Raw genomic sequence first — 23,489 nt, forward strand, 5'->3', positions numbered from 1 at the left:
GGACATGTTAAGCGAGCTAATAAACCCATATTATTTACAAATTGCATCGTTTATTCTATTGAACATTATTCTAGGCGTCAGCATCTACATAACACTCGCAACGGGGCAATTGTCGTTAGGACATGCAGGTTTTATGAGTATCGGTGCTTATACTTCGGCGATCTTAACACTCAATCATAATGTCCCACTTGTGTTAGGGATAGTCATTGCAGCTGTTTTCACAGGTCTGGTCGGTGTCATTATCGGTTTTCCTGCATTGAGGTTACATGGGGTTTACCTTGCCATTGCAACATTAGGGTTCGGGGAAGTTATCCGTGTGCTTTTCGTCAACTGGGAAAATCTGACGAATGGTGCAATCGGAATTGCGAATATTCCTCATCTAGGTAGAGAAATATTAACTTTAAGTAAGGATATCGGGTTTGAACCGGCTGCTTTAGGTTTAAGAAATAACCAATTTATCAGTTTAGCCGTTTTTCTATTGTTATTGATTATTACGATTGCTGTCATTTGGTTCTTTATCCGACAAAATAATTCTAGAATCGGACGGGCCTATGCGTCCATAAAAATGGATGAGCAAGCATCGGAAGCGATGGGTATTAACATTACATATTATAAGATTCTCGCATTTGGTCAAGGAGCGTTATTGGCCGGTTTCGCCGGTGCTTTGTATGCACATATGACGGCATATATCAGTCCCTCGGATTTCGATTACCATCGAGCTGTGGAGATTCTAATATTTGCAATATTCGGCGGAAGTGAAGTCATTTGGGGACCGATTTTTGGTGCCATCTTCCTGTCATCTTTGCCGGAGGTATTGCGTTCAGTCAGTGAATACCGTTTCATGATTTACGGTGCATTGATTGTCTTTATGATGGCATTCCGTCCACAAGGACTTATTGATATGAATGTCATGAATTGGCTGAAACGTTCGAAGTCAAAGAAGAAGGAGGGAAAACATGGTACTGGAAGTAAAGAAAATCAGTAAGAATTTCGGTGGAATTCAGGCACTGACAGATGTTTCTTTTTCGATCGAACAAGGGGAAGTCATCGGACTGATCGGGCCGAATGGTGCTGGGAAAACAACGATGTTCAACATGATTACTGCGATGTTCCCTCCGAGTTCGGGTGAGATTGTTTTCATGGGGAAATCACTTTCGGGTTTGAAACCACATGAAATTACGAAGCTCGGCATTTGCAGGACTTTCCAGAACATCCGGTTGTTTTCGGATTTGACTGTCCGTGAAAACGTGATGGTCGGCAATCATTGCCGATTGACAACAGGCGTATGGCAAAGTGTTTTCCGCACGAAGTATCAAAAGCAGGAAGAGAAGAAAGTGCTGGAGAAAGCGGACGAGATTTTAGAAATTGTTGGCTTATTGGAACATAGTCAAACGACCGCTAAAAATTTATCTTATGGACAGCAACGCCGATTGGAAATTGCGAGGGCATTGGCAAGTGAGCCAAAGTTATTGCTACTTGACGAGCCGGCTGCAGGGATGAATGAAAAAGAGACGAACGATTTATTTGATTTGATTATGAAAATAAAGTCGCTAGGCATTACCGTGTTATTGATCGAGCATGATATGCCGCTGGTCATGCGGATATGCAGCCGACTTGTCGTCTTGAACTTTGGAGAGAGAATAGCAGAAGGTACGCCGGACAGTATTCAGACTAATAAAGAAGTCATTGAAGCCTACCTCGGGGTTGAAGAGGAGGAAGAGGAACTTGCTTAAACTACAAAATGTCAGTACGTATTACGATAAAATCCAAGCGATAAAAAATGTCGATATTGCCGTGGAAGAAGGAACTGTCGTGACAATTCTCGGTGCGAACGGTGCCGGGAAGACGACAACAATGAACACGATTGCAGGTCTATTGAAACCGAAAGAGGGAAGTATCCATTACTTAGGTGAAGACGTGACGGGATTGCGACCGGATCAATTGCTAAGAAAAGGACTTGCGCTTGTTCCCGAAGGTCGGGGCATCCTATCTTCCATGACGGTGATGGATAATTTGGAAATGGGCGCTTATCACCGAAATGACTCCGAAGTGGGTGCGGATTTAGAAAAGGTGATGAAGCGATTCCCGATCTTGAAAGAGCGAAAAGCACAATTGGGCGGAACTTTATCCGGAGGACAGCAACAAATGCTGGCCATTGCGCGGGTGATCATGTCCAGACCGAAGCTATTGTTATTGGATGAACCTTCCATGGGGCTGGCTCCCCTCATTGTCGCGGACATCTTTAAAATCATTAAAGAAATTAGCGAAGCCGGAACGACGGTCTTGCTTGTAGAGCAAAATGCAAGGCAGGCTTTGAAGGTTGCGGATTATGGTTATGTTCTGGAAACAGGACGGGTCGTCGCCAGCGGAAACGCAAAGGAATTATTGCAAGACGATACCATCCAGAAAGCTTATTTGGGTCATTAAGATCGAAGAGGCAAGGTTGAACGAAAGTAGACCCCGCTGTATAACCATCGGATTTTCCAATAGGATGAGAAAGTGACAGAGATAATCATTTCCCGGGAAATGCCGACACTTCTCGACAAGTATTATGTTTACCGATATATTAATAAAAAGCTATGCAGATTCCATTGAGGAGCCTGCATAGCTTTTTCTGTTTGGTGATATATGAACCTCGGTTAGTAGATGCATCGTTAAGAACCTGGAGCTTTCTCGGAACTGGAAGATTTGCTTTTCGTGTCATGGTGGACCTTTTCTTCACGGGTTTCGATTTTTAAATCTTCAAGCGGAATGGGATCGACCGTTTGCATATCTTCATGCATATCATAAATGCTTTCTTTATCTGTGCGAAGATATTCAGGATTATCCATGTATGGACCATCAGCGTCTTTTCTGTCCCTTTCAGTGAACACTTTCTTCTTGTCCAAGGAAATACACCCCTTTCATCAGGTGGAATGATCTCGACACCTTTATACTATATCTTTCACTTTTTTGGACCTCACTAAACATGATTGGCAATTTGTTTCTAAACAATATGAAGGGGTACAGTAGCAAAAAGATTGTTTTTAAAGGAGGAGCTTTCGAACATGGCTATGAAAAAGCATGTAGGCACATTTCATTCAATTGACACGGTTCTTTATAAAATTACAGAACTTGGGTCAAAGGGTTACGTGGAAAATCAAATTTATGGCGTTTCGGGTGTTGACGATATGATCGCAATGTTAGAAGGGGAAACGGAAATTATGCTCCAAGGAGGAAATGGGGAAGAGCGTGTGCGGGATATATTTAGGCGAATGGGTTTTTCTGAGCAACAAGCCGAAGCTTATTTCGAAGAAGTGAAAGATGGAGGCGTGGCTTTGTTTGTGGAAGATGAGCACACCGATTCAAATGGTATGCAAGAAGAGATGGATAGTTCGGCGGAAGTGGGATTTAGCGGAGAGCAATTAGACGGACAAGACCGTGAGCAGCAGCTGATTGAAAATACAGAAACTGTCCCAAGAATTGATACGAAAAATTTATAATGCTATTCAATAAAGAGTAAAATGAGCGGAAATTCTATGCATTCTGGCTAACTCCTTTGAATATTCTTGGGGCGTTGGTGCATTGGTTATTGCAGAAAAATCCACGGTTTTTTAAATTTAATGGGAACTCAATAAATCATACGTTCCATTTATCTAAAAATTGTGTATAATTAGATACAAACCGACAAAAGGGGGAGGCTGAAATGATAAGGAGGGGGAGATTTGCACGTTGGGATAATCGGGAATTTGAAATTGTTTCACATCGGCGGCAATACTATTTAAAGTCAAATGATCCGTCAGATCGTGAATGGGGATTTCAGGTGATGAATGGCAGTCAAGAAGTATTTTTCAAACCGATCTTGGTAACCGATTTGGAGGATGCGTATGAAATCATTCCTTACGTATTCATTTCAGGATATCGATTTGCAATCGAAAGTTATCATGTGGAAACAGGGATGCTTACGCTTGTCACAAACAATCCGTTTGTACAAAAAAAGATCCCTGTACGCCCCCATGGAAAATATGAGTTTATAATAGATATTTCGATAAATGAATTGAAAATTGAGGAGGACCGGATTTCGATACTTGGATTTGAAGGTTCTTATCCTTAAAATGGGCGCATTCCAACTTCCGGCAAATGTACGCCTTTGCCTAATGAAATGAATTGTTTGTCCAGAAAAGGATTTCTGTACAGTCTGGACGCATGAAATAGGGCGATCTTTGCAATAATGAGGAAGATGGGTAAGGAAAATGAGTGGTCAGACAATCCATGATGGAGGGGTTAAAGTGATTTCCGATTTTAAGGTGCGAAAAGAAATGTTCGAGGATACACAACATGAAACCTTACATTTCGAGTTGATGTTAGATGGGAAAGAGTACCAAGGTCATTATAAAAACGATGAAGTGAATTGGTTTCAAATGCAACCTTCCCAGGAAGATCATGAGATTTCTATTGACGAATTGGAAGATGAAGTGAGAAATCGTCTTCGGGATTGGAAAGAAATCGAATCGTAAGCATCCAGAAAACAATTGCGAGAGGCTATCCAAAGCGGATAGCCTCTTTTCTCTGCTAATAAATCACTGTGAAGGTATGAAATCATTATTAGAATGGCATGCTTGCATGTAGGAAACTGTCTATAAATGGATGCAAAGTGAAGGAGGATAAAAGATGTCGGATGAAAAAAAAGGATTATCGAGACGGGATTTCTTAAAAACGACCGGTATCGCTACAGGTGCACTCGTTGGTGGAGGGCTCATCGGAGGACTTGTCGGCTACAACGTGAACAAGGAAGGACAAGTGGCTGGTACGAAGGGAACCGGAGGCGGTAACGAACAACATGATGCAGCCATCAACCGTGGTCTTATGTTCTTTCAAAAAATGGAGGATTTCAATGTGCTGTCCCAAGCAGTTGAGCGAATTTTCCCAGAGGATGATCTCGGACCTGGTGCCATTGGATTAGGCGTACCGTTTTTCATTGACAATCAACTGGCGGGTAATTACGGGAGCAACGTGAAGGAGTATATGCAGGGACCGTTTTTTGCCGGCGAATCCACACAAGGATATCAAAGCAGACTGACCCGCGCTGAGATGTTCATGCATGGGATCCACAAAATGAATGAAGAAGCGCAACGTCGTTTTGATAAAAATTTCGTTGACTTGGAAGGCGAGCAGATGGATGAAATACTGACTGCATTCCAAAAAAATGAAGTGGAGATGAAAGGTGCATCGTCGGAATTCTTCTTTAAGCTTCTTCGACAAGCGACGCTAGAAGGCGCCTATGCAGATCCAATCTATAACGGCAATATCAATATGGATGCTTGGCGCATGAAGGAATTCCCGGGGAACCAGATGACTTATTTGGCCCAAATTGAAAATGAGGAATTCATGAAATACGATCCAGTTTCGCTGAGCAACATGGAACATTAAAGGGGGAATGATCAATGGCGACTACGTTAGATAAGGTAGATGTTGTGACAGTTGGAGTTGGATGGATGGGTGGAATCATTGGTGCCGAATGTGCGAAAGCCGGTTTGAAAGTGTTAGGGCTTGAGCGGGGGAAAGAACGTGGTACCGCAGATTATTTAATGATTCATGATGAATTCAGATATGGGATTCGCTATGATCTCATGCAGGATCTCTCGAAAGAGACCATTACATTTCGGAACGATCGAAAAATGCGTGCTCTTCCCATGCGACAGATGGGCTCTTTTCTTCTTGGAGAAGGCCTCGGCGGCGCGGGAACACATTGGAATGGGCATAACTGGCGTTTCCTTCCATATGATTTTGAAATTAAAACGATAACAGATCAAAAGTATGGAAAAGATAAGCTCTCAAGTGACTATTTGCTGCAAGATTGGGGAGTTACATATGACGAGCTGGAACCTTATTTCGATAAATTCGAAAAGACCGCCGGCATATCAGGGGAGGATACCAATCCTTTTTGGGGAAAACGTTCGTCTGATTTTCCAACGCCTCCGATGAAGAAGACACCCATCTTAAAAAAGTTTGAGACTGCAACGAGCAACCTTGGTTATTCGCCTTTCATGCTGCCGTCCGCCAATCTATCCGAAGCGTACACCAATCCTGACGGTGAATCGATTGCTCCGTGTCAATATTGCGGGTTTTGCGATCGTTTTGGCTGCGAATATGGAGCGAAGACATCACCTGAAATCACAGTGATCCCGACTGCAAGGAAAACAGGAAACTACGATGTCCGTTTCCATGCGAATGTTGTCGAAGTGTTGAAAAAAGGCGATAAAGTGACAGGTGTGAAGTATATTGACACACAGACAGGCGAGGAATTCATCCAGCCGGCTGAAGTCGTCGTGCTTACAAGTTATGTCATGAATAATGCGAAACTGCTCATGGTATCAGGCATTGGTGAAGTGTATGATCCGGATACTGGCAAAGGGACACTTGGAAAAAACTATTGCTATCAGATCCTTCCTGGAGCGACAGGGTTCTTTGAAGAAAAGATGAATACCTTTATGGGCGCGGGTGCACTTGGAATGACGATTGATGATTTCAATGGGGATAATTTCGATCATAGTGATTTAGATTTTATTCATGGGGCGAGTCTCTCTCTTACACAACCAGGAGTACGGCCGATCGCCTTTAATCCACTGCCGCCTGATACGCCTGTTTGGGGTCCGGAATTCAAGAAGGCGTCCATTCATAATTTTAATCGCACACTCAGTGTAAGCGGCCAAGGGGCGTCAATGCCACATAAGGAGAACTTCCTGTCACTTGACCCTGTTTATAAAGATGCGTACGGCGTTCCGCTACTGCGGTTAACGTACAATTTTACGGAACAGGATCGGAACTTGCACAAATATCTCACTGAAAAATGTGTTGAAATCATAGAGGAAATGGGTGCAAAAACAGCCGTGCCCGGAAACCCGCTGACGAATTATGACATAGTCCCTTATCAGACGACACATAATACTGGTGGAACCATTATGGGAACCAGTCCGGAGAACAGTGTTGTCAACACCCAATTACAGCATTGGGATGCGGAAAATCTGTTTGTCATAGGAGCTGGGAATTTTACGCATAATGGCGGCTACAATCCAACCGGTACGATTGGTGCGCTTGCGTATCGCGCTTCGGAAGGGATCTTGAAATACAGTAAAAACGGTGGGTCACTTGTGTAAAATCGGAAGGAGGCTTGTCTGATGAGCTTAGCAAGTATTGGTGTACCTGGTCTAATCATCATCCTTGTCATTGTCCTGATCCTATTCGGACCAAGAAAATTGCCCGAAGTCGGTTCTGCGGTCGGAAAGACCCTTGCGGAATTCAAGAAGTCTGCTCGAGATATTATAGACGATGATGAACAACCGGCTGCTAAGGAAACGAAGAAAACGGACCAACTATAAGCAGGTGATAGGATGGATCCATACGGAGATCAGAATCGTAAAATTCTAAGTCCGCTCGATAAAGCACAGATGGTGGAACAGGCAGTTGAAGCGGAGATTGAAGTTGTGGAAAGTACCAACACAGTGTTGGAGGCGCAAGAAGAACAAACAGAGCAGGAACAGGAGTTGGAGACGAATCCGACACTTGTCGAACATCTGACAGATCTACGAAAGCAGCTTGTTAAAGGTGCGGCTGCTTTCCTGCTCTTCTTTATCGTCGTTTTCTCGACCATCAATTTTTGGTTCCCTTACATTACCCGGGGCCATGAGCTCGTCATTCTCGGACCATTGGAAGTCGTGAAGTTTTATATGTCGATTTCCATGGCGCTAGCACTTGGGTTCTCCTTGCCGTTTCTTTGCCATTTTCTGTGGCAATTTGTCAAACCGGGATTAAATGAACGGGAAAGTAAATTTCTCAGTCTTTATTCACCTGTGATGTTGCTGCTTTTTCTCATCGGTGTTGCCTTTGGTTATTTTGTCGTCAATCCGCTCAGTTATCATTTTCTCATTTCACTGGGTGCTGTCAATTTCAATGTAATGGTATCGGCACAGGAATATATCCGATTTCTACTGATGACAACGATGCCGATCGGGATCTTGTTCGAGTTGCCGATCGTTACATTGTTCTTAGCGACAATCGGCTTGCTTACGGCAGAATCCATGCGCAAAGTGCGGAAATGGTCGTATCTTGCGATTGCCATCATTTCAGCGTTGATCACGCCGCCGGATTTTGTCAGCCAGCTGATTGTGCTTATTCCGATGGCCTTGTTGTATGAAGCGAGTATCTATATCGTCCTGTATGCAGAGCGGCGGAATGCTGTTACAGAATAAAGCTGGAGACCTCTTTGTTAGAGGTTCCGGAAATCTATAACTTGATTCAGCAGAAGTCCCCCACTTCCATAAGTGGCGGGATGAATGCCAGAATGCATTTCAATCAGAGGGAGTCCAAACTCCCTGTAGCTGACGCTTCGCTTTCAGTACAAAAAGATTTGCTGATTAGAGGAACTCAGGCTAAGGTCGCCGCGTCCTGAAAGTGCCTTAATTTCTGCAAAAAGCGCAGAAATACGGCCAATCAAACCCTTCGCTGTTTGATTGGCAACGCCTGAGTGACCAACGTCCTGTTGGCCCAAGCCTCCGGCGGATGGCACAGATTTTGAAAGGAGTTAATTGAGCCTTGCTCAATTCAAAATCTGGACGCAATTACGCCGAGGCGTAATTGATAGATTAAACTAAAAAAGCTGACAACCCGAGGAGGGCGTCAGCTTTTTTCAGCCTAAAATATTTTGCAGAAGACCTTTTTTCCGTCCCGTAGACTGGGGGGAGCGAGTTTCCGAATGAGTATCTGATTTCTGCCCACGCATAGGGGTTCCTGCAAAATTATCGAACTGCTTTGCTAACTTGCCTCTAGCATCTTTGTTACGCATTAAATAGGCGGCTCCGAGTCCAAGTGCGGTTAATGCCATTTTGTTTTTATTCAATGTTTTTCCTCCTCGTTTATTGTATTCGCTTAACCATTGTTTTCCCGGTTTGCTTGAAGATAAACAAGAAGATACATTGAGGTTAATCTTCGCCAAAAAGTCGGCATCACTTTAGCAGGATGCCGACTTTTCGGTCGTGTTACGAGTTGTTCTGTGTTGCGTTTTTCGCGGTAAATGAACCCGTGAGCGATTCAACCTGCTTCATCAGTTTGTCCCTAGCATTTTTATTTCGCATGAGATACGCCGCGCCGAGTCCAAGTGCTGCCATGGCCATTTTGTTCATCAAGAACAACATCTCCTCGCTCATTGAAATTTTGGTTCACCTTACTATGCCCGATTTGAGAAAGACTAAACGGGTTAAATATGTATTTTGAAATATTGGCAGAGAAAATATAACGGTAAGTGGTCGTCGTCATTTCTCCTTCATAGTATACAGCAACTAGAACTATTTGGTATGGGAGCGGATTAGATGGCGTTATGGATCGATATAGCCACACAGAAGCATCAGTTGAAATTGTACGATGGACATCGCTTGGTCAAAACGTATCCGATTGCGGTTGGAAGGATGGTGACGGCGACGCCGATAGGAACGTACCGGCTCATCAATAAACAGCGCAATCCGGGCGGACCTTTTGGAGCTTTTTGGATGGGGTTATCCAAGCCGCACTATGGCATACACGGCACGAATAATCCTGCTTCGATCGGAAGAAGTGTGTCACACGGATGTATCCGGATGCGCAACAAAGACGTCTTGGAGTTGGCGTCGAAGGTTCCGATTGGAACAACTGTCCAGATTCATAAATAAAGGATTCAAATAAAAAATCAGTTGAAGGAATTTCTTTAACTGATTTTTTTATTTTCATTCAGCAAAAGACTCCCACCTCTGTAGTTAGTGAAATGAATGCGGTTTTGTTCCCCTGTTTAGAGGGTGTTCAAACGCCTGCTGAATGAAAATAAAGCCTCCGGCGGATGTCATAGATTTTGAAAGGAGTCAATTGCGCAAGCGCAATTCAAAATCTAGACGCAATCACGCTGAGGCGTGATTGATTTACAAACTATTAATTGACAATGAGAATCGTTATCACTATAATGAGAATCATTATCAATCATGGATAGGAGTCGGGGAAATGAGGAAAGTGTCACTGTTTTTACTATCTGTATTGTTGCTGTTTGTTTTGGCGGCATGCGGTTCAGAGAAAGATAAAGCGGAAGCGACGGAAGAAACACCGAAAGTAGAGGATTCTACCGCCATCGAAGTGAAAGATGCGACGGGAGAAACCGTTGTGTTTGAAGAAATTCCCGAATCCATTGCCGTATTGAATTCGGGGGATTTAGATATTTTACTCGCTTTAGGTGCGAATGTAACAGGGCGTCCGACTTCGAGTGGGCCTGTTGCCAAAGAGGTTGAAGGGATTACGGAAATCGGCAATCCTCATCAGCCGAACTTTGAAAAGATAGCGGAAGTTCATCCATCCGTATTAGCCGCCTCTATGAGTTTTAAACAACATGCGCAAAACGTAGAAAGACAAGGGACAAAAGTCGTCTACACGAAAGCGAATTCCATCGCGGATATTCAAGAGACGATTCAATTATTCGGACAACTGTTCCAAAAAGAATCAGAAGCCGAGACGATCAATCAATCGATTACTGAGAAAGTGAACGGAGTTGAAAAGGCTGAAACAGATCCAGTGAAAACACTATTAGTCTATGGTGCTCCGGGTACATATTTAGCGGCTCTGCCGAATTCACTTTCGGGCGATTTACTGGAAAAAGCGGGCGGCGAAAATATTGCATCTGATTTCCCACAAGAAGAAAGCTATCCACAATATGCAAGCTTAAGTGTAGAAAAGATTATTGAAAGAAATCCCGAAGTCGTGATGCTCATTACGCATGGCGATCCGGAAGCAGTAAAAGAAGCATTTGAAGGTGAAATGGAGAAAAATGCTGCTTGGAAAAACCTTGATGCGGTGAAAAATGGCAATGTCGTTGTGTTACCATCTCATCTATTCGGTACAAATCCGGGTACAAAAGTGACGGATGCGCTTGATGTGATGATTGAAAATCTGGCGGCGGTTAAGTGATATGGAAGCAGTAGAGGTCCAAGTAGCGAAGAACACACATCCATTGGCCAAAAAAAGAACGATTGTCCTTGCTTCTTTCAGTGTCCTTCTTGTACTTGCCTGTACGGTCAGTTTAATGATTGGACCTGTTTCTTTTCAGCTAAGTGAAGTGTGGAGCGGGCTTGTGCACGCTGAAGACTCACTTTCAAGAAGAATCGTATGGGAACTTCGTTTTCCACGCGTGTTAATCGGCATGATTGTTGGCATGTGTCTCGCTGTATCAGGTGCCATCTTACAAGGCGTCATGAAGAATCCATTAGCCGATCCAGGGATTATCGGTGTATCTTCAGGGGCTGGGCTTGCGGCAACTACCATTATGATCATATTTCCAGCCTATATTATGTTTTTACCTTTAGCCGCCTTCTTGGGGGCACTCGTCACTGCACTTGTCATCTACACATTATCGTGGAAAGGAGGGACTTCACCGGTTCGAATCATTTTAGTCGGGGTGGCCATCAATGCTGTGATCGGTGCATTTATGAGTGCCTTGATGCTTCTGTACAGTGATCGTGTTCAAGCCGTCCTCCCTTGGTTAGCAGGTGGAATTGCTGGTGTTGGGTGGATTCAATTTGAAATGATCATTTATTATGCGATTGTAGCGCTTGTGTTGTCTCTGTTCGCCATCAGGCATATCCGCATCTTGAGACTAGGTGATGAAGTGGCAAAACTATTGGGGCATAACGTGGAGAGGAGTCGGTTCTTTCTCATCGTATTAAGTACATTGCTTGCCGGGATTGCAGTGAGCGTAGCTGGTTTGATCGGATTTGTCGGACTGGTGGTGCCTCATATTTTGAGAATCATGCTCGGCGGCGACTACCGTTATTTATTGCCCGCTTCTGCACTTGGCGGAGGGTTGCTTGTTGTGCTGGCCGATACGGTGGCCCGGAGTGCTTTCGATCCGATCGAGTTGCCGGTAGGGATTTTACTGTCATTTTTGGGCGGACCGTTTTTCTTATATATGATCCAAAGAAGGAGGGATTCACTTGCTTCTCACTAAGGATGTGTCTTTTGAACATTCTTCTTCCTTTCAACTGGATGCAATCGAATTACATATTCAGGAAGGGGAGATTGTCAGCCTGATTGGACCGAATGGGTCGGGTAAGTCCACTTTTCTTCGTTTGATTTCACGCTTGATTACCCCGAAAAGTGGGGAAATCATCTTGGACGGTGAAATGATCCGCACAATGAAAAGCATAGAAGTGGCGAAGAAGCTAGCGATGCTGCCTCAAATGCAAGATTATCAACTTGATTTGACGGTAGGAGAACTGGTTGAATTCGGAAGATACCCCCACCGCGGTGCATATGGCAAATTAACAAAAGAGGATGAAGAGATTGTTCACTGGGCGATGGAAGTGACGAGACTCATGCCATTTAAAAATCGGATGTTACAATCGCTTTCTGGTGGGGAAAGGCAACGGGCGTGGATTGCCATGGCGGTTGCTCAACGGCCCAAGATATTATTGCTCGATGAACCGACCACTTTTCTGGATATATCCCATCAATTGGATGTGATGGAACTCGTCAAAGAGCTGAATGCGCATTTTGGCATGACCGTTGTCATGGTGCTACATGATATTAACCAGGCAGCCCGTTATAGCGATCGATTAATTGTGTTAAAGCGTGGGAAAATCCAATATGACGGCATACCGCAATGCGTGCTATGCCAGGAAATGTTTCAGTCCATTTTTGAAATCGATGCGGATATTCACGAAGAAAATGGGACGCCATTTTTCACTCCAATAAGGTCAAGAAAGGAAGTGTACGCATGAAAAAAGAGCTAAGAGAGCCATTGGATTATGAATTGGTCAAAGCATTTATCATTGCAGCACATGGAAACTTGGAAGAGGTGAAGAAACTGCTGGCGATAGAGCCGGCACTCCTCCATGCTGTTATCAATTGGGGAGGCGATGATTGGGAAAGTGGAATTGGAGCGGCAGCGCATACCGGGAATCGTGCGATTGCAGAATGGTTGCTCGAGCAAGGGGCTCGTATGGATATTTTTGCGGCGGCCATGCTAGGCGAACTGGAGCTGGTACGCGCGATGGTTACCTTGCAACCGACTGTTGTCAACGCGAAGGGACCGCACGGCATTCCGCTCATTCGTCATGCGCAAATGGGTGGCGAACTGTCAAGACCTGTCTATGAATTTTTAGAAACATTCATTCAAAAGGAGGAAGTTGTAGGATGATGACTGCAGTAAACACAATACGTATTCAAAAGGGAAGAGTTGATGAAATACTTGCTCGTTTCCAAACACCGAAATCCGTTCACACGTTTGAGGGTTTCATTCTTATGGAGGTGCTGAAAAAAGAAAATAGCCCTGACTATGATGAGATAAAAGTATGTACAACTTGGGAAGACCACTCGTTTTTTGAAAAATGGCTAGAAAGCCGGGCATCCCAAAAAGCGCATGCACAAAAAAGTGAGCAAAAGCCAGAAGATAGCCCAATTTTAGGATCTGAACTGACCACATTTGAAGTGGCTATCCAGCATAAGCCGGCTGCACAGGAAGTTTGAGAAAGAAATAATAATTAGAGTTCTCTCGACAAATCAATTACGCCTTGGCGTAATTACGTCCGGATTTTGAATTGCGCTATCTAATGGCTGGTGCCTTAATTTCTGCAAAGAACGCAGAAATACGGCAAATCGAACCCTTCGCCGTTCGATTAGCAATTAACTCCTTTCAAAATCCGTGACATCCGCCGGAGGCTTTGGGCCAACAGGATGTTGGTCACTCAGGCGTTGCCGCAGGACGCGGCGACTTTAGCTTGAGTTCCTCAAATCAGCCGGGGCTTGAATCCTCACTGAATTGAATGAATGTCTAACATTCATCCCGTTGCTTATAGAAGTGGGGGAATTCTGCTGAATTAAGTTAATATAACAGGGGGTGTCTAGAAAGTCAGTGTTCGCTGAATTTCTAGACACTCTTTTTATTCTTCCACAGCAATTGGCTCAATCCATGTTTTCGACCAATTTTCAATTTCTTGCATAATCGGTGTAAGTGCCATCCCTTTTTCTGTTAGGGAATATTCAATGCGGACTGGTGTTTCCGGATAGACATTGCGGACGACAAAATCTTGCTGCTCTAAGTCTTTTAACCTTTCCGACAATGTTTTCCCGCTGACACCGAGCTTGTCGGTCATCGTACAGAAGCGTTGCGGACCTGCCATCAATTGATAGAGAATGAGCGCGGTCCAACGCTGGCTGAGAATCGACACGGCTTTCTCAAAACGGGGACAAAGTTCAAATTCATTCATAGCTGTCTGATGACTCCTTTCATAATTGTTGACAAAAGTTATTATAGCATATAAAGTTAGTTACATAAAGTAATTAACTATATATAATAAAATTGGAGGAACAGAAATGAATTTTCATAAAGAACCCCTTATTTATACAGGCGAAGTGCATCTGAACGTGACTGACTTGGAGAAATCCGTGAATTATTATAAAGAAGTGATTGGATTTAAAGTGCTGGAAGAGGAAGCGAATAAAGCGGTGTTAACAGCTGATGGAAAGACTCCGTTGCTCATTCTTGAACAACCCGAAAATGTTACACCGAAAGAGCCGCATCGTTCCGGGCTTTACCATTTTGCATTATTATTGCCGGAGAGAGCGGATTTAGGGGCCATCATTAAACATTTCATCCAACATAACGTACGTCTCGGGGCATCGGATCACCTGGTGAGCGAAGCGCTCTATTTGTCAGATCCTGATGGTAATGGCATTGAAGTTTATATAGACCGTGATCCGAGCGTTTGGCATTGGGAGGATGGGAAAGTAGCGATGAGTACGGACCCGCTCGATGGGGAAAGCATTATCGCAGAAAGCGCGGGACGTGTATGGGATGGACTCCCTGCAGGAACTGTCATGGGGCATGTCCATTTGCATGTTGCACATTTGCCTGAAACGAAAACGTTCTATAATGCACTTGGTTTCGAAGTGGTAACGACCTATCCACAAGCCTTATTCATGTCGAACGGTAAGTATCATCACCATCTCGGACTGAATACATGGAACGGTGTCGGCGCACCACGTCCTTCGGAAGACAGTGCTGGTCTCCGATCGTTTACACTCATCTATCCGACGGAAAGCGTGTTGAAAGAAGCTCTCGCAAAAGTCGAAGCACTTGGTGTGGAAGTGGAATCACTTGGAAATGAAAACTTAATAGAAGATCCTTCTGGTAACCGCATTGTCCTTCGTGTCGGAAACTGATCATGAAAAAGCTGCCGTGCTTTGGCAGCTTTTTTGTTGTAACTGTGTCCAAATAGATTGAAACTTCTTTCGACGCCATCCGTATAAAAGCGTATACTTAATACTATCGAGATATTATGCCGAAAAGGAAGTGAAATAGATGACGAAAAAATTATGGTTTCAAGCAGGTGTTGGAATTTTACTTGCTTTGCTGATTTTGAAATATTTTATGGAAATCAAAGGGATATTTGCACCTCTTCTTATCATTGCAAAAACAATTTTCGTACCGTTGTTACTTGGTGCAGTCCTTTTTTATGTAACGGAGCCCTTGCAACGTTTTTTAGAAAAGCGTAAAGTGCCACGTTGGGGAAGTATTTTGGCAATACTCATCAGTGTGGCGGCGGTTATCTGGATTTTCATTTCAATTATTGGTCCGCCAGTCGTGAATCAAGTGGATAAATTGGTCAAACATGCACCATTCATAGCAAAAGAGGTTACCGTTCAAACCGAAAATCTTATCGATGTATTGCAACATCGCGAGGACTTTCCACCGCAAATAAATGAGTGGATTGACAAGGCTGTCAACTATATCCAAACGATTGCCGTTGTATTCGGAAAACTAGTCGTTCAATTTTTCCAATCCGTTTTCCAAACAGCATTCACCCTTATTCTTGTTCCATTTTTCTTCATATTTTTGCTGAAAGATCATGAGAAGTTTGCGCCATTTATCTACAATTTCTTTTCGGGTAAACAGCAAGAATGGGTTAAGAAAACATTGAAAGATATCAATACAGTGTTGCGAACATATATCCAAGGGCAGCTTCTGATCAGCTTTCTTCTAGCGCTTATCATGTTACTTGGTTATTGGATCATTGGTCTAGATTATGCGTTATTGCTTGTCATTTTTGCTTTTTTCATGAATGTTATTCCGTTCATCGGTCCGTGGATTGCGTTTACACCTGCTCTCATTATCGGGTTTCTGCAAGATCCGCAAATGGTCATTTGGGTCAGTTTGGTCACGCTTGTTGCACAGCAAACGGATAGCAACTTGATCACACCAAATGTTATGGGGAAAACGCTCGACATCCACCCACTCACGGTCATCACGGTTATTTTAGCAGCCGGAAATATTGCTGGTTTCCTTGGCATTCTCCTTTCGATTCCAGCCTACGCAGTCGGGAAAGTCATCGTGAAAAATATCTATGATAGACGTAAGGAAATTAAACTTGCCGCGACAAAAAATGTATAGCCTGCAACAGAAAAGAAGCACGCTCCAAATGGAATGTGCTTCTTTTCATATTTGAAAATAGAGATGTCGATGCAGGTTACACCCGGGGTTGAAAGCGGCAGTGCATATAGGGCATTCCGATTTACAATCCAAGTACTCCTCGATGGTCAGTTCATGTCCACATGCTCCGCATAGAATGGCTTTTGCATTAAATTCCTCTTTTGGCCAGACGGCGGGATGGCCACAGCCTTTTGCAGCATGGCATTCGTAGCATGGAAAGTATGTATCGCAACAATAAAACTTGATCGCAATGCGGTCGATTTCCTTGTGATAATGTGCACAGCGTGTTTCTTCATCAATTTTGCAACCTTCTACGACTTGTCCTTTGATGAGCATACGGTTTCCTCCTTGAAAATCAGCTAGTGGACGTATGGAGAGTCGGATACAGGGCATTCTTACAGTAAAAAGGACTGATACGATGTTGACTGAATTTCCGATTATCCATACGAACATTTGGGATGCCATTTGGGCGATTCCGGTCATTCTTATGGTTATAGTTATTATGAAAGCATTTTTTAAACTGTCAACGGCTTGGATTTCAACCGTTGCTACGGTCCTCGGTTTGCTGATTTCCATTTTCATCAGCCATCCGGGGAATTTGTCGGCAGGAATTTTCATGGGCTTTTTCTATGGTGGAGCTGCCATCGGTTTGATTTATTCATTAAGAAATTCATTTGTCGCTTATCGTCAAGGTTGAATGGGCAACTTATCGAAGTGGGCAGAATCCGCATTGAATAAGTCCGGGTACATCCTTCGAGAAGCAGCATGTCGTTCGGACTTTGGTATTCAGAAGTGCGGAAGGTTCATTTCCTTTAAGATAAGTAGCGAATAAAGAACTTGGGGCGATGCCATTCCACAACGCATCGTCCTTTAACATGTCCAAATCAGCGCGAGCTTCGTATTCCGTTGCCGGATTGGCAAGCAGTACATGGTATTGCCAGAGTAGAAAGCCGAAGATATTTTCCCACAACGTCAAAGGGGAAATGGAGGCGACAGTGCGAATTTGTTGAATCACAGCCCCGCATACCTCAACTAAAATGCGCCTGAAGACATCCCGACGTTCCTCATCATCTACAGTACGCCAATCTTCTTCAACAGCAAACATGCTGACCGCTAACTTTCCATATTCCTCTTTTGCGCCAAAAACAAGCCGGTTATGCTGCCCATTCCAAATTTCATCATACATCGCTAAATTGGAGAACTGCATGGCGATGAACATCCCGAGGCGGCGCATAAAATAGGAGGCTGCAACGGTCCGGTTCGGGCTATCGCTAATGGCCTGGACAGTGGTCAATACATGTTCCGTTTGTTTGGGGTCCAGAAGGGACTGTAAGGTGAACAATGGTCGTTCAGGCTGTTCGGTATAAATGCTATACATATTCAGCTGTCTAATTTGATCCGCCGTTAAGTTTTTCATGCTTTGATTGTATCACTCTATTCTGAAAACGACTAGGTTGAGGGAGGTTTTAATTTGATATAGACTAAGGGTGGTAGGGGAACTTTTTTTAGGGAGGCTTTTGAACAGCGTGAGTAAGCGATTGGATGTAGATGCAATTATTGATTTGATTGAAGAGGAAGCGGATATTATTCTTCCGATTGCGAACGGAGAACCCCATAAATTACTGGATATATTAGAAGAGAATCATACAAGATTACGGAATGTGAAAATTCATCAGCTGCTCGCATTGCGGGAGCGGGGCTATATGTTAGGCGAAACAAACGGACATCTGTCGCATGTTTCTTATTTTTTAAGCGGAGCGACGCGCAGGGCGTATCAGAAAGGGACAATCGAATTGGTTCCGAACGTGTTCCATGAAGTGCCGCGCATCTTGCAGAAAACGACTAACATGTCATTGATTATGGCGACAGCTTCTCCGATGGATGCGCACGGCTATTTTTCGTTGGGAACACAAGCAGATTATATAGCGGAATTCATTGGGCATGTCCCGTTCGTCTTGGAAGTGAATGATCAGATGCCGAGAACGTACGGACAAAACCAGATCCATATTAGCCAAATTGCTGGTTACATTGAAAATAATGTGCCTTTGACCGAGATAGAACAGCCTAAGATTGGGGAAAAGGACATTAAAATAGCTAAACGGATTATTGAAGAAATTAACGATGGAGATACGCTGCAAATTGGGATCGGAGCTGTTCCGAATGCCGTCATGGGCATGTTGAAAGACCATCGTCATCTTGGGATACATACGGAGATGCTGACAGACGGAGTAGTCGATCTCGTCGCTAGCAGCGCAGTCGATGGAACCCGGAAGTTTACGAATAAAGGGAAAATCGTCACAACATTTGCATTTGGGACACAACGGCTTTATGATTTCCTTCATGAAAATCCATCAGTTGAATTCCTACCGGTCAGTGTCGTGAATGATCCGCGTGAAATCGCTAAAGAAGAACAGCTCGTATCGATCAATGCCACCACCGAAGTGGATCTTTACGGGCAATGTGCGTCTGAAACGATTGGTGGATGTTATTATTCGTCAACAGGCGGACAAGCCGACTTCGCAAGGGGCGTCCGTTTTGCGAAGCACGGAAGAGGGTTCATCTGTCTTTATTCGACAGCAAAAAACGACACGATCTCACGCATTCAGTTGCAATTAACGCCGGGTTCGGTCGTTACAACTTCGAAAAATGATGTAGATCATATCGTAACGGAATACGGAATCGCCCATCTTTACGGCAAATCGCTATCCGAACGGGCAAAAGCACTCATCGCCATCGCTCATCCGGCATTCCGCGAAGAATTGTTGTTTGATGCGAAGAAAAATGGGCTGCTGATATAAGTAAGAGATGAAATCCATGGAGTCAGTACGCTCTATGGATTTTTGCTTTGGATTAATTGGAAAGGTGATGAGTCAAAGGTCCTGAGTTGTAATCAAACACTGTGTGAGTGCAATCAAAACATGGATATCTGCAATCAAATCGCTTCCGAGTGCAATCAACCACCCTTTGAGTGCAATCAAATCAGGAAGGCGCCCGCCCAACACACTTTACTAGGCAGAAACATATTATTTGTATGAAGAGGTGGTGAACGTTGAAAAAAGATGAGAGGGCTATCCGACATGATCCATTTGAAATCGAACAACGTGAATGGAAACAGCGGCAAACGAAGGAACGACTTAAACAGTTATTGACGATCGCTTCCCCGGTATTTCTACTCTTATTATGGGAGTTCATGTCGAGGACGGGAGCGCTTGATATTCGTTTCTTTCCGCCACCATCCGCCATTGTTGGCACGTTTTTCGGGATGATTTCCAGTGGTGAAATGGCCAGCCATATCGGTGTTTCTTTGTATCGGATTTTTGCGGGCTTCCTTCTTGGCGTCATACCGGGAGTCATCATCGGTCTCCTGATGGGTTTGTACTCGCCCATCCGCCATTTTGTGTCGCCGATTGTCATGGCGTTAATGCCTATTCCAACGCTTGCTTTGTTGCCGATTATTATTATTTTATTTGGCATCGGGGATTTGTCGAAAGTGGTGACGATTGCGGGCAGTGTCTTTTTTCCAGTTGTCATCAATACTGCGGCAGGTGTCATCAATATCGATTCGATCTATTTGGACGTCGCGAAAAACTACGGGGCAGGCAAGTGGGATTTCTTTTGGAAAATCGCTTTGCCGGGAGCATTGCCGGTCATGCTAGAAGGGATTCAGATGGGGCAGGCGATTGCGCTTCTGACGATTGTTGCAGCCGAAATGATGGGGGCGACGTCAGGAATCGGGTATCTGATTTGGACTTCGTATAAAGCTTTCCTCCTGCAAGAGATGTACGTCGGGCTCATTCTCATTTCATTTTTCGGCTATTTGTTCTCGGTGGTGTTACGGGGAATCCAGAAAAAGTTGTTACCGTGGAGGTGAGCACATGAGCAGACAAACGAAAATTGCCATCCATAGTTTGACAAAAGCATTTTATAAAAAGCAGGGGAGTGTGGCAGCTCTCGAAGACATTAATTTGACCATTGCGGATGGAGAGTTTGTTTGCATTGTCGGACCGAGTGGCTGTGGAAAAACGACATTGTTACGGATACTGGCGGGCTTGGAACATCCGAGTGTCGGTGATTTCACCATCGAAACCACAGGGGAAGAACGTCCCCATCAGTCCATGGTGTTTCAAGAAAGAGGCATCATTCCATGGCTGACGGTAGAGGAAAACGTCGCATTCGGACTGAAAATGCGACATATGCCGAGAAACGTCGTAAAAGAGCGGACCGACTATTATTTAAAGAAGACAGGGTTGGAAAAGTTTGCTTCCCTTTATCCGAAAGAATTATCGGGAGGGATGAAGCAGCGGGTGAGTATTGCACGGGCATTTGCCAATGACCCCGAAATATTGCTGATGGATGAGCCGTTTGCTGCGCTCGATGAACAGAATACTTTCATTCTGCAGGAAGAGTTGTTGTCCATCTGGGCGGAAACAGGAAAAACCGTGCTCTTCATCACACATAGTATCGATGAAGCGCTATTGTTGAGCGATCGAATTTTACTCATGAGTTCGCAACCTGGAAAGATTGTTAGGGAAATTACGATTGATTTGCCACGACCGCGAAAAATGGAAGATATCCGGGAAAATCCAGTGATGGCGGGAAAATTTATTGAAATATGGCAGCATTTGCAAGAGGAAGTGCAACGATCACGGTTGGAAGACGAGTGAAAGGGGAAGTGCGATGGCAAAGTGGGTAAAGAGCGGATGGTTGGTGGCGCTTATTGCATTGACGTTAAGTATAGGGGCTTGCTCGCCGAAAGAGACTGGGAAACCGGCCCCTGTTGGTGAAACACCAGGAGATTATCCATCCGGTGATTTAGCGCCACTTGAAAAGCGGGCAAAAGTGGTCATTGCAGAGGATGGGGCGGCATCTGGTGCCGGTTTTTACATCGCAAAGGAAAAAGGGTATTTTGAAGACTATAATATTGAGGTTTCATTTGCCGACTTTGCGAACAGCGATGATATGCTACCGGCATTAGCGGCAGGGGAAGTGGACATTGCCGGCGGTGTTTCTACTGCCTCGTTTTTCAACGCAATTGCACAAGGGATTGATGTCAAAATTATTGCGGATAAAGGGCATAATGTACCCGGTAAATCGTATTTCACATTCGTGATCGGCAATCATATGGTCGATGAGATAAAGGATTACCCGGATTTTGCAGGGAAGAAAATTGCGGTTTCCTCACGTAATTCGATAGACGGTTATATTTATCAAGAAATGCTTAAACATGCCGGCTTGACAGAAGAGGATGTCGAGTTTGTGCTGATGGCCGACTTTGGCAGCATGCTCGGCGCGATTGACGCCGGAACGATTGATGCAGCGCTCAATATCGAGCCGCTTATTGCACAAGGGGTCGATAAAGGGTTCCATGTCCGTTTCAAGGATGCGACCGACTATGCGCCTGAATCGCAAATTGCAATGGTGCTCGGTTCTCCTCAATTCATGTCAGAAGAACAGGATATTTCGCTTCGCTTCATGTCCGCTTACTTGAAAGGCGTTAGGGATTACAACGATGCCTTCATTAAAGGGATCGGGAAGGATGAAGTGATCGACATCATGGTGCAGCACACGGCACTGAAAGATCCAGAGTTATGGGAGAAAGTGCATGTTACAGGGCTGGATCCCGATGGCAAAATGTTTATTGACGATATCAAAAAGCAATATGACCAGTACAAAGCGAATGGCGCTATCCGTGGGGATGTTGATTTAAATAAAGCGATCGATACATCGATAACAGAAAAAGCGGTCGAAACGATCGGGGAATATGAACGCTGAATAAGTGAAAAACAGCCCGTCGCTTAAGAAGCGACCGGCTGTTTTTTCTTCGTCTAGACTCCAGCGCCTAGGGGCTCGGAGGCTCACTGGAAGTGAGTCAGTCAGCCGTTGCCACAGGACGTGGCGTACTTAGGCTGGCATCTTTGAAAGTCGACTTGGCTGTGAGGCAAAGAGCGCCTCTTGGGCCTACAGGATGTAGGTCATGCAGTCGTTGCCGCAGGACGCGGCGAACTTAGACTGCCTTCCTAATTTCGTCTTATGCCTGTCGCCCCTGACCAGGCGCTTGCGCTTTTGTTCTTTGCTCTAGGGCAGTTTGGAAGCTGTGTAATCCCATTCCGACGATGATGACACCAATCCCGACAAGTGAAATCGGACCGGGCAGGGCAATGCCGACGAGGATCATTTCGCCGATCATGGCAAAAATAAGCTCTGTCGATTGTGTCGCTTCGACTGCAGCCAGTTTCCCTTGATTGTCCCGTGCAAGGTCTGTCGCCATGAAAAAGAGCGTTGTCGCGATGACACCTGAACTGACCGCTACGATGAACGACTGTGTCAGCTGGTCGACGGACGGGGGACCGACCGTCAAAAGCGCATAGATAGCAACACCGATCCAAATGGGCATTGTCATAAGCGTCATGCCGAGCACTCGTTGAAACGTATCGAGCCGTCCGCCAAGCAGCTCCATCATTTTCCGATTGCCGAGCGGGTAGGCGAATGCCGCGATGATGACGGGAAGAATGCCAAGCCACAGTGTTTGCATATCAACACTTTGAGCGTGTGGGATCTGAATGAGCACAACGCCTGCTAGAATGATCAGTGAAATGCCGAGTGAAACGGCAGGAATCTTTTGCCGGAACTTCTGCTGACCTGACTTTGTTTTTACAATGATCGTGAAAAACGGTGCCAATAAAACACCCGCCACAATCGTCAATTGCCAAGTGCCGGCGAGAAGCCAGCCCGGGCTATACGCAGCTGCATAAGTAAGGGGCGCGTAAAATAATACAAAAGCCACCGAGCTCCAAATGAAAAACATAGCAGGCTTTGCGAACATTTCTTTCTTCGTTTGCCCCAGTCCTTTACGATAAGCGACAATGGCTATCAAGAAGGGCACCATGAAGAAATAGCGGAGGGAAGAGCTCCAAAGCCAGCTTCCTCCCGACAGTTCCATCGTGCGATTTAAGATAAAAGTGACCGCAAAGAACAACGAGGCAAGGATTCCGATCCAAATTTCCTTCATATGTTT

At 44.7% G+C, this 23,489-nt stretch carries 30 protein-coding genes; 23 read left to right on the forward strand and 7 right to left on the reverse strand.

Translation table 11 applies throughout. The features are described 5' to 3' along the window. Positions 1–4: 4 nt before the first annotated feature. Genes MHZ95_RS05850 through MHZ95_RS05860 form a run of 3 tightly spaced genes read left to right on the forward strand, consistent with a single transcriptional unit; the run spans position 5 to position 2,427 of the window. The gene (locus MHZ95_RS05850) at positions 5–985 is read left to right on the forward strand and encodes a branched-chain amino acid ABC transporter permease (RefSeq protein ID WP_239389589.1); all 981 of its coding nucleotides are present in this window, start codon (positions 5–7) and stop codon (positions 983–985) included. Next, on the forward strand, positions 957–1,733 hold the full coding sequence (locus MHZ95_RS05855) for an ABC transporter ATP-binding protein (RefSeq protein WP_239389590.1): 777 nt from the start codon (positions 957–959) through the stop codon (positions 1,731–1,733). Before MHZ95_RS05850 ends, MHZ95_RS05855 begins: the two co-directional genes overlap by 29 nt. Then, a complete protein-coding gene (locus tag MHZ95_RS05860; RefSeq protein WP_239389591.1) occupies positions 1,726–2,427 on the forward strand; it encodes an ABC transporter ATP-binding protein in 702 nt (233 codons plus the stop codon). Before MHZ95_RS05855 ends, MHZ95_RS05860 begins: the two co-directional genes overlap by 8 nt. 227 nt (positions 2,428–2,654) lie before the next feature. On the opposite strand, the gene MHZ95_RS05865 is transcribed toward MHZ95_RS05860, so the two are convergent. After that, the gene (locus MHZ95_RS05865; protein WP_239389592.1) at positions 2,655–2,888 is read right to left on the reverse strand and encodes a hypothetical protein; all 234 of its coding nucleotides are present in this window, start codon (positions 2,886–2,888) and stop codon (positions 2,655–2,657) included. A gap of 159 nt (positions 2,889–3,047) precedes the next feature. Between MHZ95_RS05865 and MHZ95_RS05870 the strand changes: the two genes are divergently transcribed. The 7 genes from MHZ95_RS05870 (at position 3,048) to tatC (ending at position 8,228) form a co-directional block, all read left to right on the forward strand. Then, a complete protein-coding gene (locus MHZ95_RS05870; RefSeq protein ID WP_239389593.1) occupies positions 3,048–3,482 on the forward strand; it encodes a general stress protein in 435 nt (144 codons plus the stop codon). A 203-nt stretch (positions 3,483–3,685) separates the two neighbouring features. Then, positions 3,686–4,093, forward strand: coding sequence for a hypothetical protein (locus MHZ95_RS05875; RefSeq protein ID WP_239389594.1), 408 nt, complete (start codon positions 3,686–3,688; stop codon positions 4,091–4,093). Positions 4,094–4,232: 139 nt separating this feature from the next. Then, positions 4,233–4,496: a hypothetical protein gene (locus MHZ95_RS05880; RefSeq protein ID WP_239389595.1), complete on the forward strand. Its 264-nt coding sequence runs from the start codon at positions 4,233–4,235 to the stop codon at positions 4,494–4,496. 154 nt (positions 4,497–4,650) lie between these two features. Then, positions 4,651–5,409, forward strand: coding sequence for a gluconate 2-dehydrogenase subunit 3 family protein (locus MHZ95_RS05885; protein WP_239389596.1), 759 nt, complete (start codon positions 4,651–4,653; stop codon positions 5,407–5,409). Positions 5,410–5,423: 14 nt separating this feature from the next. Beyond that, a complete protein-coding gene (locus tag MHZ95_RS05890; protein WP_239389597.1) occupies positions 5,424–7,136 on the forward strand; it encodes a GMC family oxidoreductase in 1,713 nt (570 codons plus the stop codon). A 21-nt stretch (positions 7,137–7,157) separates the two neighbouring features. After that, positions 7,158–7,358, forward strand: coding sequence for a twin-arginine translocase TatA/TatE family subunit (tatA, locus tag MHZ95_RS05895; RefSeq protein WP_239389598.1), 201 nt, complete (start codon positions 7,158–7,160; stop codon positions 7,356–7,358). 12 nt (positions 7,359–7,370) lie between these two features. Continuing rightward, the gene (gene tatC, locus MHZ95_RS05900; protein ID WP_239389599.1) at positions 7,371–8,228 is read left to right on the forward strand and encodes a twin-arginine translocase subunit TatC; all 858 of its coding nucleotides are present in this window, start codon (positions 7,371–7,373) and stop codon (positions 8,226–8,228) included. Between the two features lie 437 nt (positions 8,229–8,665). Here tatC and MHZ95_RS05905 read toward each other — a convergent pair whose 3' ends face one another. Next, positions 8,666–8,875, reverse strand: coding sequence for a hypothetical protein (locus MHZ95_RS05905; RefSeq protein WP_239389600.1), 210 nt, complete (start codon positions 8,873–8,875; stop codon positions 8,666–8,668). Positions 8,876–9,014: 139 nt separating this feature from the next. Further along, positions 9,015–9,161, reverse strand: a complete 147-nt coding sequence (locus tag MHZ95_RS05910) for a hypothetical protein (RefSeq protein ID WP_239389976.1) — start codon at positions 9,159–9,161, stop codon at positions 9,015–9,017. 183 nt (positions 9,162–9,344) lie between these two features. On the opposite strand from MHZ95_RS05910, the gene MHZ95_RS05915 reads away from it, so the two are divergent. From MHZ95_RS05915 to MHZ95_RS05940, 6 genes are all read left to right on the forward strand, one after another. After that, complete coding sequence (locus tag MHZ95_RS05915) at positions 9,345–9,680, forward strand: L,D-transpeptidase (RefSeq protein ID WP_239389601.1); 336 nt, start codon at positions 9,345–9,347, stop codon at positions 9,678–9,680. A gap of 322 nt (positions 9,681–10,002) precedes the next feature. Further along, on the forward strand, positions 10,003–10,956 hold the full coding sequence (locus tag MHZ95_RS05920; protein ID WP_239389602.1) for an ABC transporter substrate-binding protein: 954 nt from the start codon (positions 10,003–10,005) through the stop codon (positions 10,954–10,956). Position 10,957: 1 nt separating this feature from the next. Then, positions 10,958–11,992 (forward strand): FecCD family ABC transporter permease, encoded by a 1,035-nt coding sequence (locus MHZ95_RS05925; RefSeq protein ID WP_239389603.1) that lies wholly within the window; start codon positions 10,958–10,960, stop codon positions 11,990–11,992. Next, positions 11,979–12,764, forward strand: coding sequence for an ABC transporter ATP-binding protein (locus MHZ95_RS05930; RefSeq protein WP_239389604.1), 786 nt, complete (start codon positions 11,979–11,981; stop codon positions 12,762–12,764). Before MHZ95_RS05925 ends, MHZ95_RS05930 begins: the two co-directional genes overlap by 14 nt. After that, on the forward strand, positions 12,761–13,183 hold the full coding sequence (locus MHZ95_RS05935) for an ankyrin repeat domain-containing protein (RefSeq protein WP_239389605.1): 423 nt from the start codon (positions 12,761–12,763) through the stop codon (positions 13,181–13,183). Before MHZ95_RS05930 ends, MHZ95_RS05935 begins: the two co-directional genes overlap by 4 nt. Next, a complete protein-coding gene (locus tag MHZ95_RS05940) occupies positions 13,180–13,512 on the forward strand; it encodes an antibiotic biosynthesis monooxygenase (protein ID WP_239389606.1) in 333 nt (110 codons plus the stop codon). Before MHZ95_RS05935 ends, MHZ95_RS05940 begins: the two co-directional genes overlap by 4 nt. A 413-nt stretch (positions 13,513–13,925) precedes the next feature. Here MHZ95_RS05940 and MHZ95_RS05945 read toward each other — a convergent pair whose 3' ends face one another. Beyond that, a complete protein-coding gene (locus MHZ95_RS05945; RefSeq protein ID WP_239389607.1) occupies positions 13,926–14,252 on the reverse strand; it encodes a winged helix-turn-helix transcriptional regulator in 327 nt (108 codons plus the stop codon). 106 nt (positions 14,253–14,358) lie between these two features. Here MHZ95_RS05945 and MHZ95_RS05950 point away from each other — a divergent pair, with 106 nt between their 5' ends. After that, complete coding sequence (locus tag MHZ95_RS05950) at positions 14,359–15,207, forward strand: VOC family protein (RefSeq protein ID WP_239389608.1); 849 nt, start codon at positions 14,359–14,361, stop codon at positions 15,205–15,207. Between the two features lie 139 nt (positions 15,208–15,346). Continuing rightward, positions 15,347–16,435, forward strand: a complete 1,089-nt coding sequence (locus MHZ95_RS05955; protein WP_239389609.1) for an AI-2E family transporter — start codon at positions 15,347–15,349, stop codon at positions 16,433–16,435. A 45-nt stretch (positions 16,436–16,480) separates the two neighbouring features. Here MHZ95_RS05955 and MHZ95_RS05960 read toward each other — a convergent pair whose 3' ends face one another. Further along, entirely contained in the window at positions 16,481–16,810 is a 330-nt protein-coding gene (locus tag MHZ95_RS05960) for a CHY zinc finger protein (protein WP_239389610.1), read from the reverse strand. Positions 16,811–16,892: 82 nt separating this feature from the next. Here MHZ95_RS05960 and MHZ95_RS05965 point away from each other — a divergent pair, with 82 nt between their 5' ends. Beyond that, the gene (locus MHZ95_RS05965; protein WP_239389611.1) at positions 16,893–17,171 is read left to right on the forward strand and encodes a hypothetical protein; all 279 of its coding nucleotides are present in this window, start codon (positions 16,893–16,895) and stop codon (positions 17,169–17,171) included. Positions 17,172–17,180: 9 nt separating this feature from the next. On the opposite strand, the gene MHZ95_RS05970 is transcribed toward MHZ95_RS05965, so the two are convergent. Then, complete coding sequence (locus MHZ95_RS05970) at positions 17,181–17,891, reverse strand: hypothetical protein (RefSeq protein WP_239389612.1); 711 nt, start codon at positions 17,889–17,891, stop codon at positions 17,181–17,183. A gap of 109 nt (positions 17,892–18,000) precedes the next feature. Here MHZ95_RS05970 and MHZ95_RS05975 point away from each other — a divergent pair, with 109 nt between their 5' ends. From MHZ95_RS05975 to MHZ95_RS05990, 4 genes are all read left to right on the forward strand, one after another. Continuing rightward, positions 18,001–19,272 carry an acetyl-CoA hydrolase/transferase family protein gene (locus tag MHZ95_RS05975; protein WP_239389613.1) on the forward strand — a complete coding sequence of 424 codons (1,272 nt, stop codon included), beginning with the start codon at positions 18,001–18,003 and terminating at the stop codon, positions 19,270–19,272. A gap of 251 nt (positions 19,273–19,523) precedes the next feature. Continuing rightward, complete coding sequence (locus tag MHZ95_RS05980) at positions 19,524–20,345, forward strand: ABC transporter permease (RefSeq protein ID WP_239389614.1); 822 nt, start codon at positions 19,524–19,526, stop codon at positions 20,343–20,345. 4 nt (positions 20,346–20,349) lie between these two features. After that, the gene (locus tag MHZ95_RS05985) at positions 20,350–21,138 is read left to right on the forward strand and encodes an ABC transporter ATP-binding protein (protein ID WP_239389615.1); all 789 of its coding nucleotides are present in this window, start codon (positions 20,350–20,352) and stop codon (positions 21,136–21,138) included. A 13-nt stretch (positions 21,139–21,151) separates the two neighbouring features. Continuing rightward, on the forward strand, positions 21,152–22,246 hold the full coding sequence (locus tag MHZ95_RS05990) for an ABC transporter substrate-binding protein (protein ID WP_239389616.1): 1,095 nt from the start codon (positions 21,152–21,154) through the stop codon (positions 22,244–22,246). Between the two features lie 256 nt (positions 22,247–22,502). Here MHZ95_RS05990 and MHZ95_RS05995 read toward each other — a convergent pair whose 3' ends face one another. Continuing rightward, a complete protein-coding gene (locus tag MHZ95_RS05995; RefSeq protein WP_239389617.1) occupies positions 22,503–23,483 on the reverse strand; it encodes a DMT family transporter in 981 nt (326 codons plus the stop codon). Between the last annotated feature and the right edge of the window lie 6 nt (positions 23,484–23,489).

Source organism: Sporosarcina sp. ACRSM, from assembly GCF_022346545.1.
Classification (GTDB): domain Bacteria; phylum Bacillota; class Bacilli; order Bacillales_A; family Planococcaceae; genus Sporosarcina.

Coding starts and splice junctions, on each gene's coding strand:
- MHZ95_RS05850 (WP_239389589.1), top strand. CDS start 5: ATGTTAAGCGAGCTAATAAACCCATATTATTTACAAATTGCATCGTTT.
- MHZ95_RS05855 (WP_239389590.1), top strand. CDS start 957: ATGGTACTGGAAGTAAAGAAAATCAGTAAGAATTTCGGTGGAATTCAG.
- MHZ95_RS05870 (WP_239389593.1), top strand. CDS start 3,048: ATGGCTATGAAAAAGCATGTAGGCACATTTCATTCAATTGACACGGTT.
- MHZ95_RS05875 (WP_239389594.1), top strand. CDS start 3,686: ATGATAAGGAGGGGGAGATTTGCACGTTGGGATAATCGGGAATTTGAA.
- MHZ95_RS05880 (WP_239389595.1), top strand. CDS start 4,233: ATGAGTGGTCAGACAATCCATGATGGAGGGGTTAAAGTGATTTCCGAT.
- MHZ95_RS05885 (WP_239389596.1), top strand. CDS start 4,651: ATGTCGGATGAAAAAAAAGGATTATCGAGACGGGATTTCTTAAAAACG.
- MHZ95_RS05890 (WP_239389597.1), top strand. CDS start 5,424: ATGGCGACTACGTTAGATAAGGTAGATGTTGTGACAGTTGGAGTTGGA.
- tatA (WP_239389598.1), top strand. CDS start 7,158: ATGAGCTTAGCAAGTATTGGTGTACCTGGTCTAATCATCATCCTTGTC.
- tatC (WP_239389599.1), top strand. CDS start 7,371: ATGGATCCATACGGAGATCAGAATCGTAAAATTCTAAGTCCGCTCGAT.
- MHZ95_RS05915 (WP_239389601.1), top strand. CDS start 9,345: ATGGCGTTATGGATCGATATAGCCACACAGAAGCATCAGTTGAAATTG.
- MHZ95_RS05920 (WP_239389602.1), top strand. CDS start 10,003: ATGAGGAAAGTGTCACTGTTTTTACTATCTGTATTGTTGCTGTTTGTT.
- MHZ95_RS05925 (WP_239389603.1), top strand. CDS start 10,958: ATGGAAGCAGTAGAGGTCCAAGTAGCGAAGAACACACATCCATTGGCC.
- MHZ95_RS05935 (WP_239389605.1), top strand. CDS start 12,761: ATGAAAAAAGAGCTAAGAGAGCCATTGGATTATGAATTGGTCAAAGCA.
- MHZ95_RS05940 (WP_239389606.1), top strand. CDS start 13,180: ATGATGACTGCAGTAAACACAATACGTATTCAAAAGGGAAGAGTTGAT.
- MHZ95_RS05945 (WP_239389607.1), bottom strand. CDS start 14,252: ATGAATGAATTTGAACTTTGTCCCCGTTTTGAGAAAGCCGTGTCGATT.
- MHZ95_RS05950 (WP_239389608.1), top strand. CDS start 14,359: ATGAATTTTCATAAAGAACCCCTTATTTATACAGGCGAAGTGCATCTG.
- MHZ95_RS05955 (WP_239389609.1), top strand. CDS start 15,347: ATGACGAAAAAATTATGGTTTCAAGCAGGTGTTGGAATTTTACTTGCT.
- MHZ95_RS05960 (WP_239389610.1), bottom strand. CDS start 16,810: ATGCTCATCAAAGGACAAGTCGTAGAAGGTTGCAAAATTGATGAAGAA.
- MHZ95_RS05965 (WP_239389611.1), top strand. CDS start 16,893: ATGTTGACTGAATTTCCGATTATCCATACGAACATTTGGGATGCCATT.
- MHZ95_RS05970 (WP_239389612.1), bottom strand. CDS start 17,891: ATGAAAAACTTAACGGCGGATCAAATTAGACAGCTGAATATGTATAGC.
- MHZ95_RS05985 (WP_239389615.1), top strand. CDS start 20,350: ATGAGCAGACAAACGAAAATTGCCATCCATAGTTTGACAAAAGCATTT.
- MHZ95_RS05990 (WP_239389616.1), top strand. CDS start 21,152: ATGGCAAAGTGGGTAAAGAGCGGATGGTTGGTGGCGCTTATTGCATTG.
- MHZ95_RS05995 (WP_239389617.1), bottom strand. CDS start 23,483: ATGAAGGAAATTTGGATCGGAATCCTTGCCTCGTTGTTCTTTGCGGTC.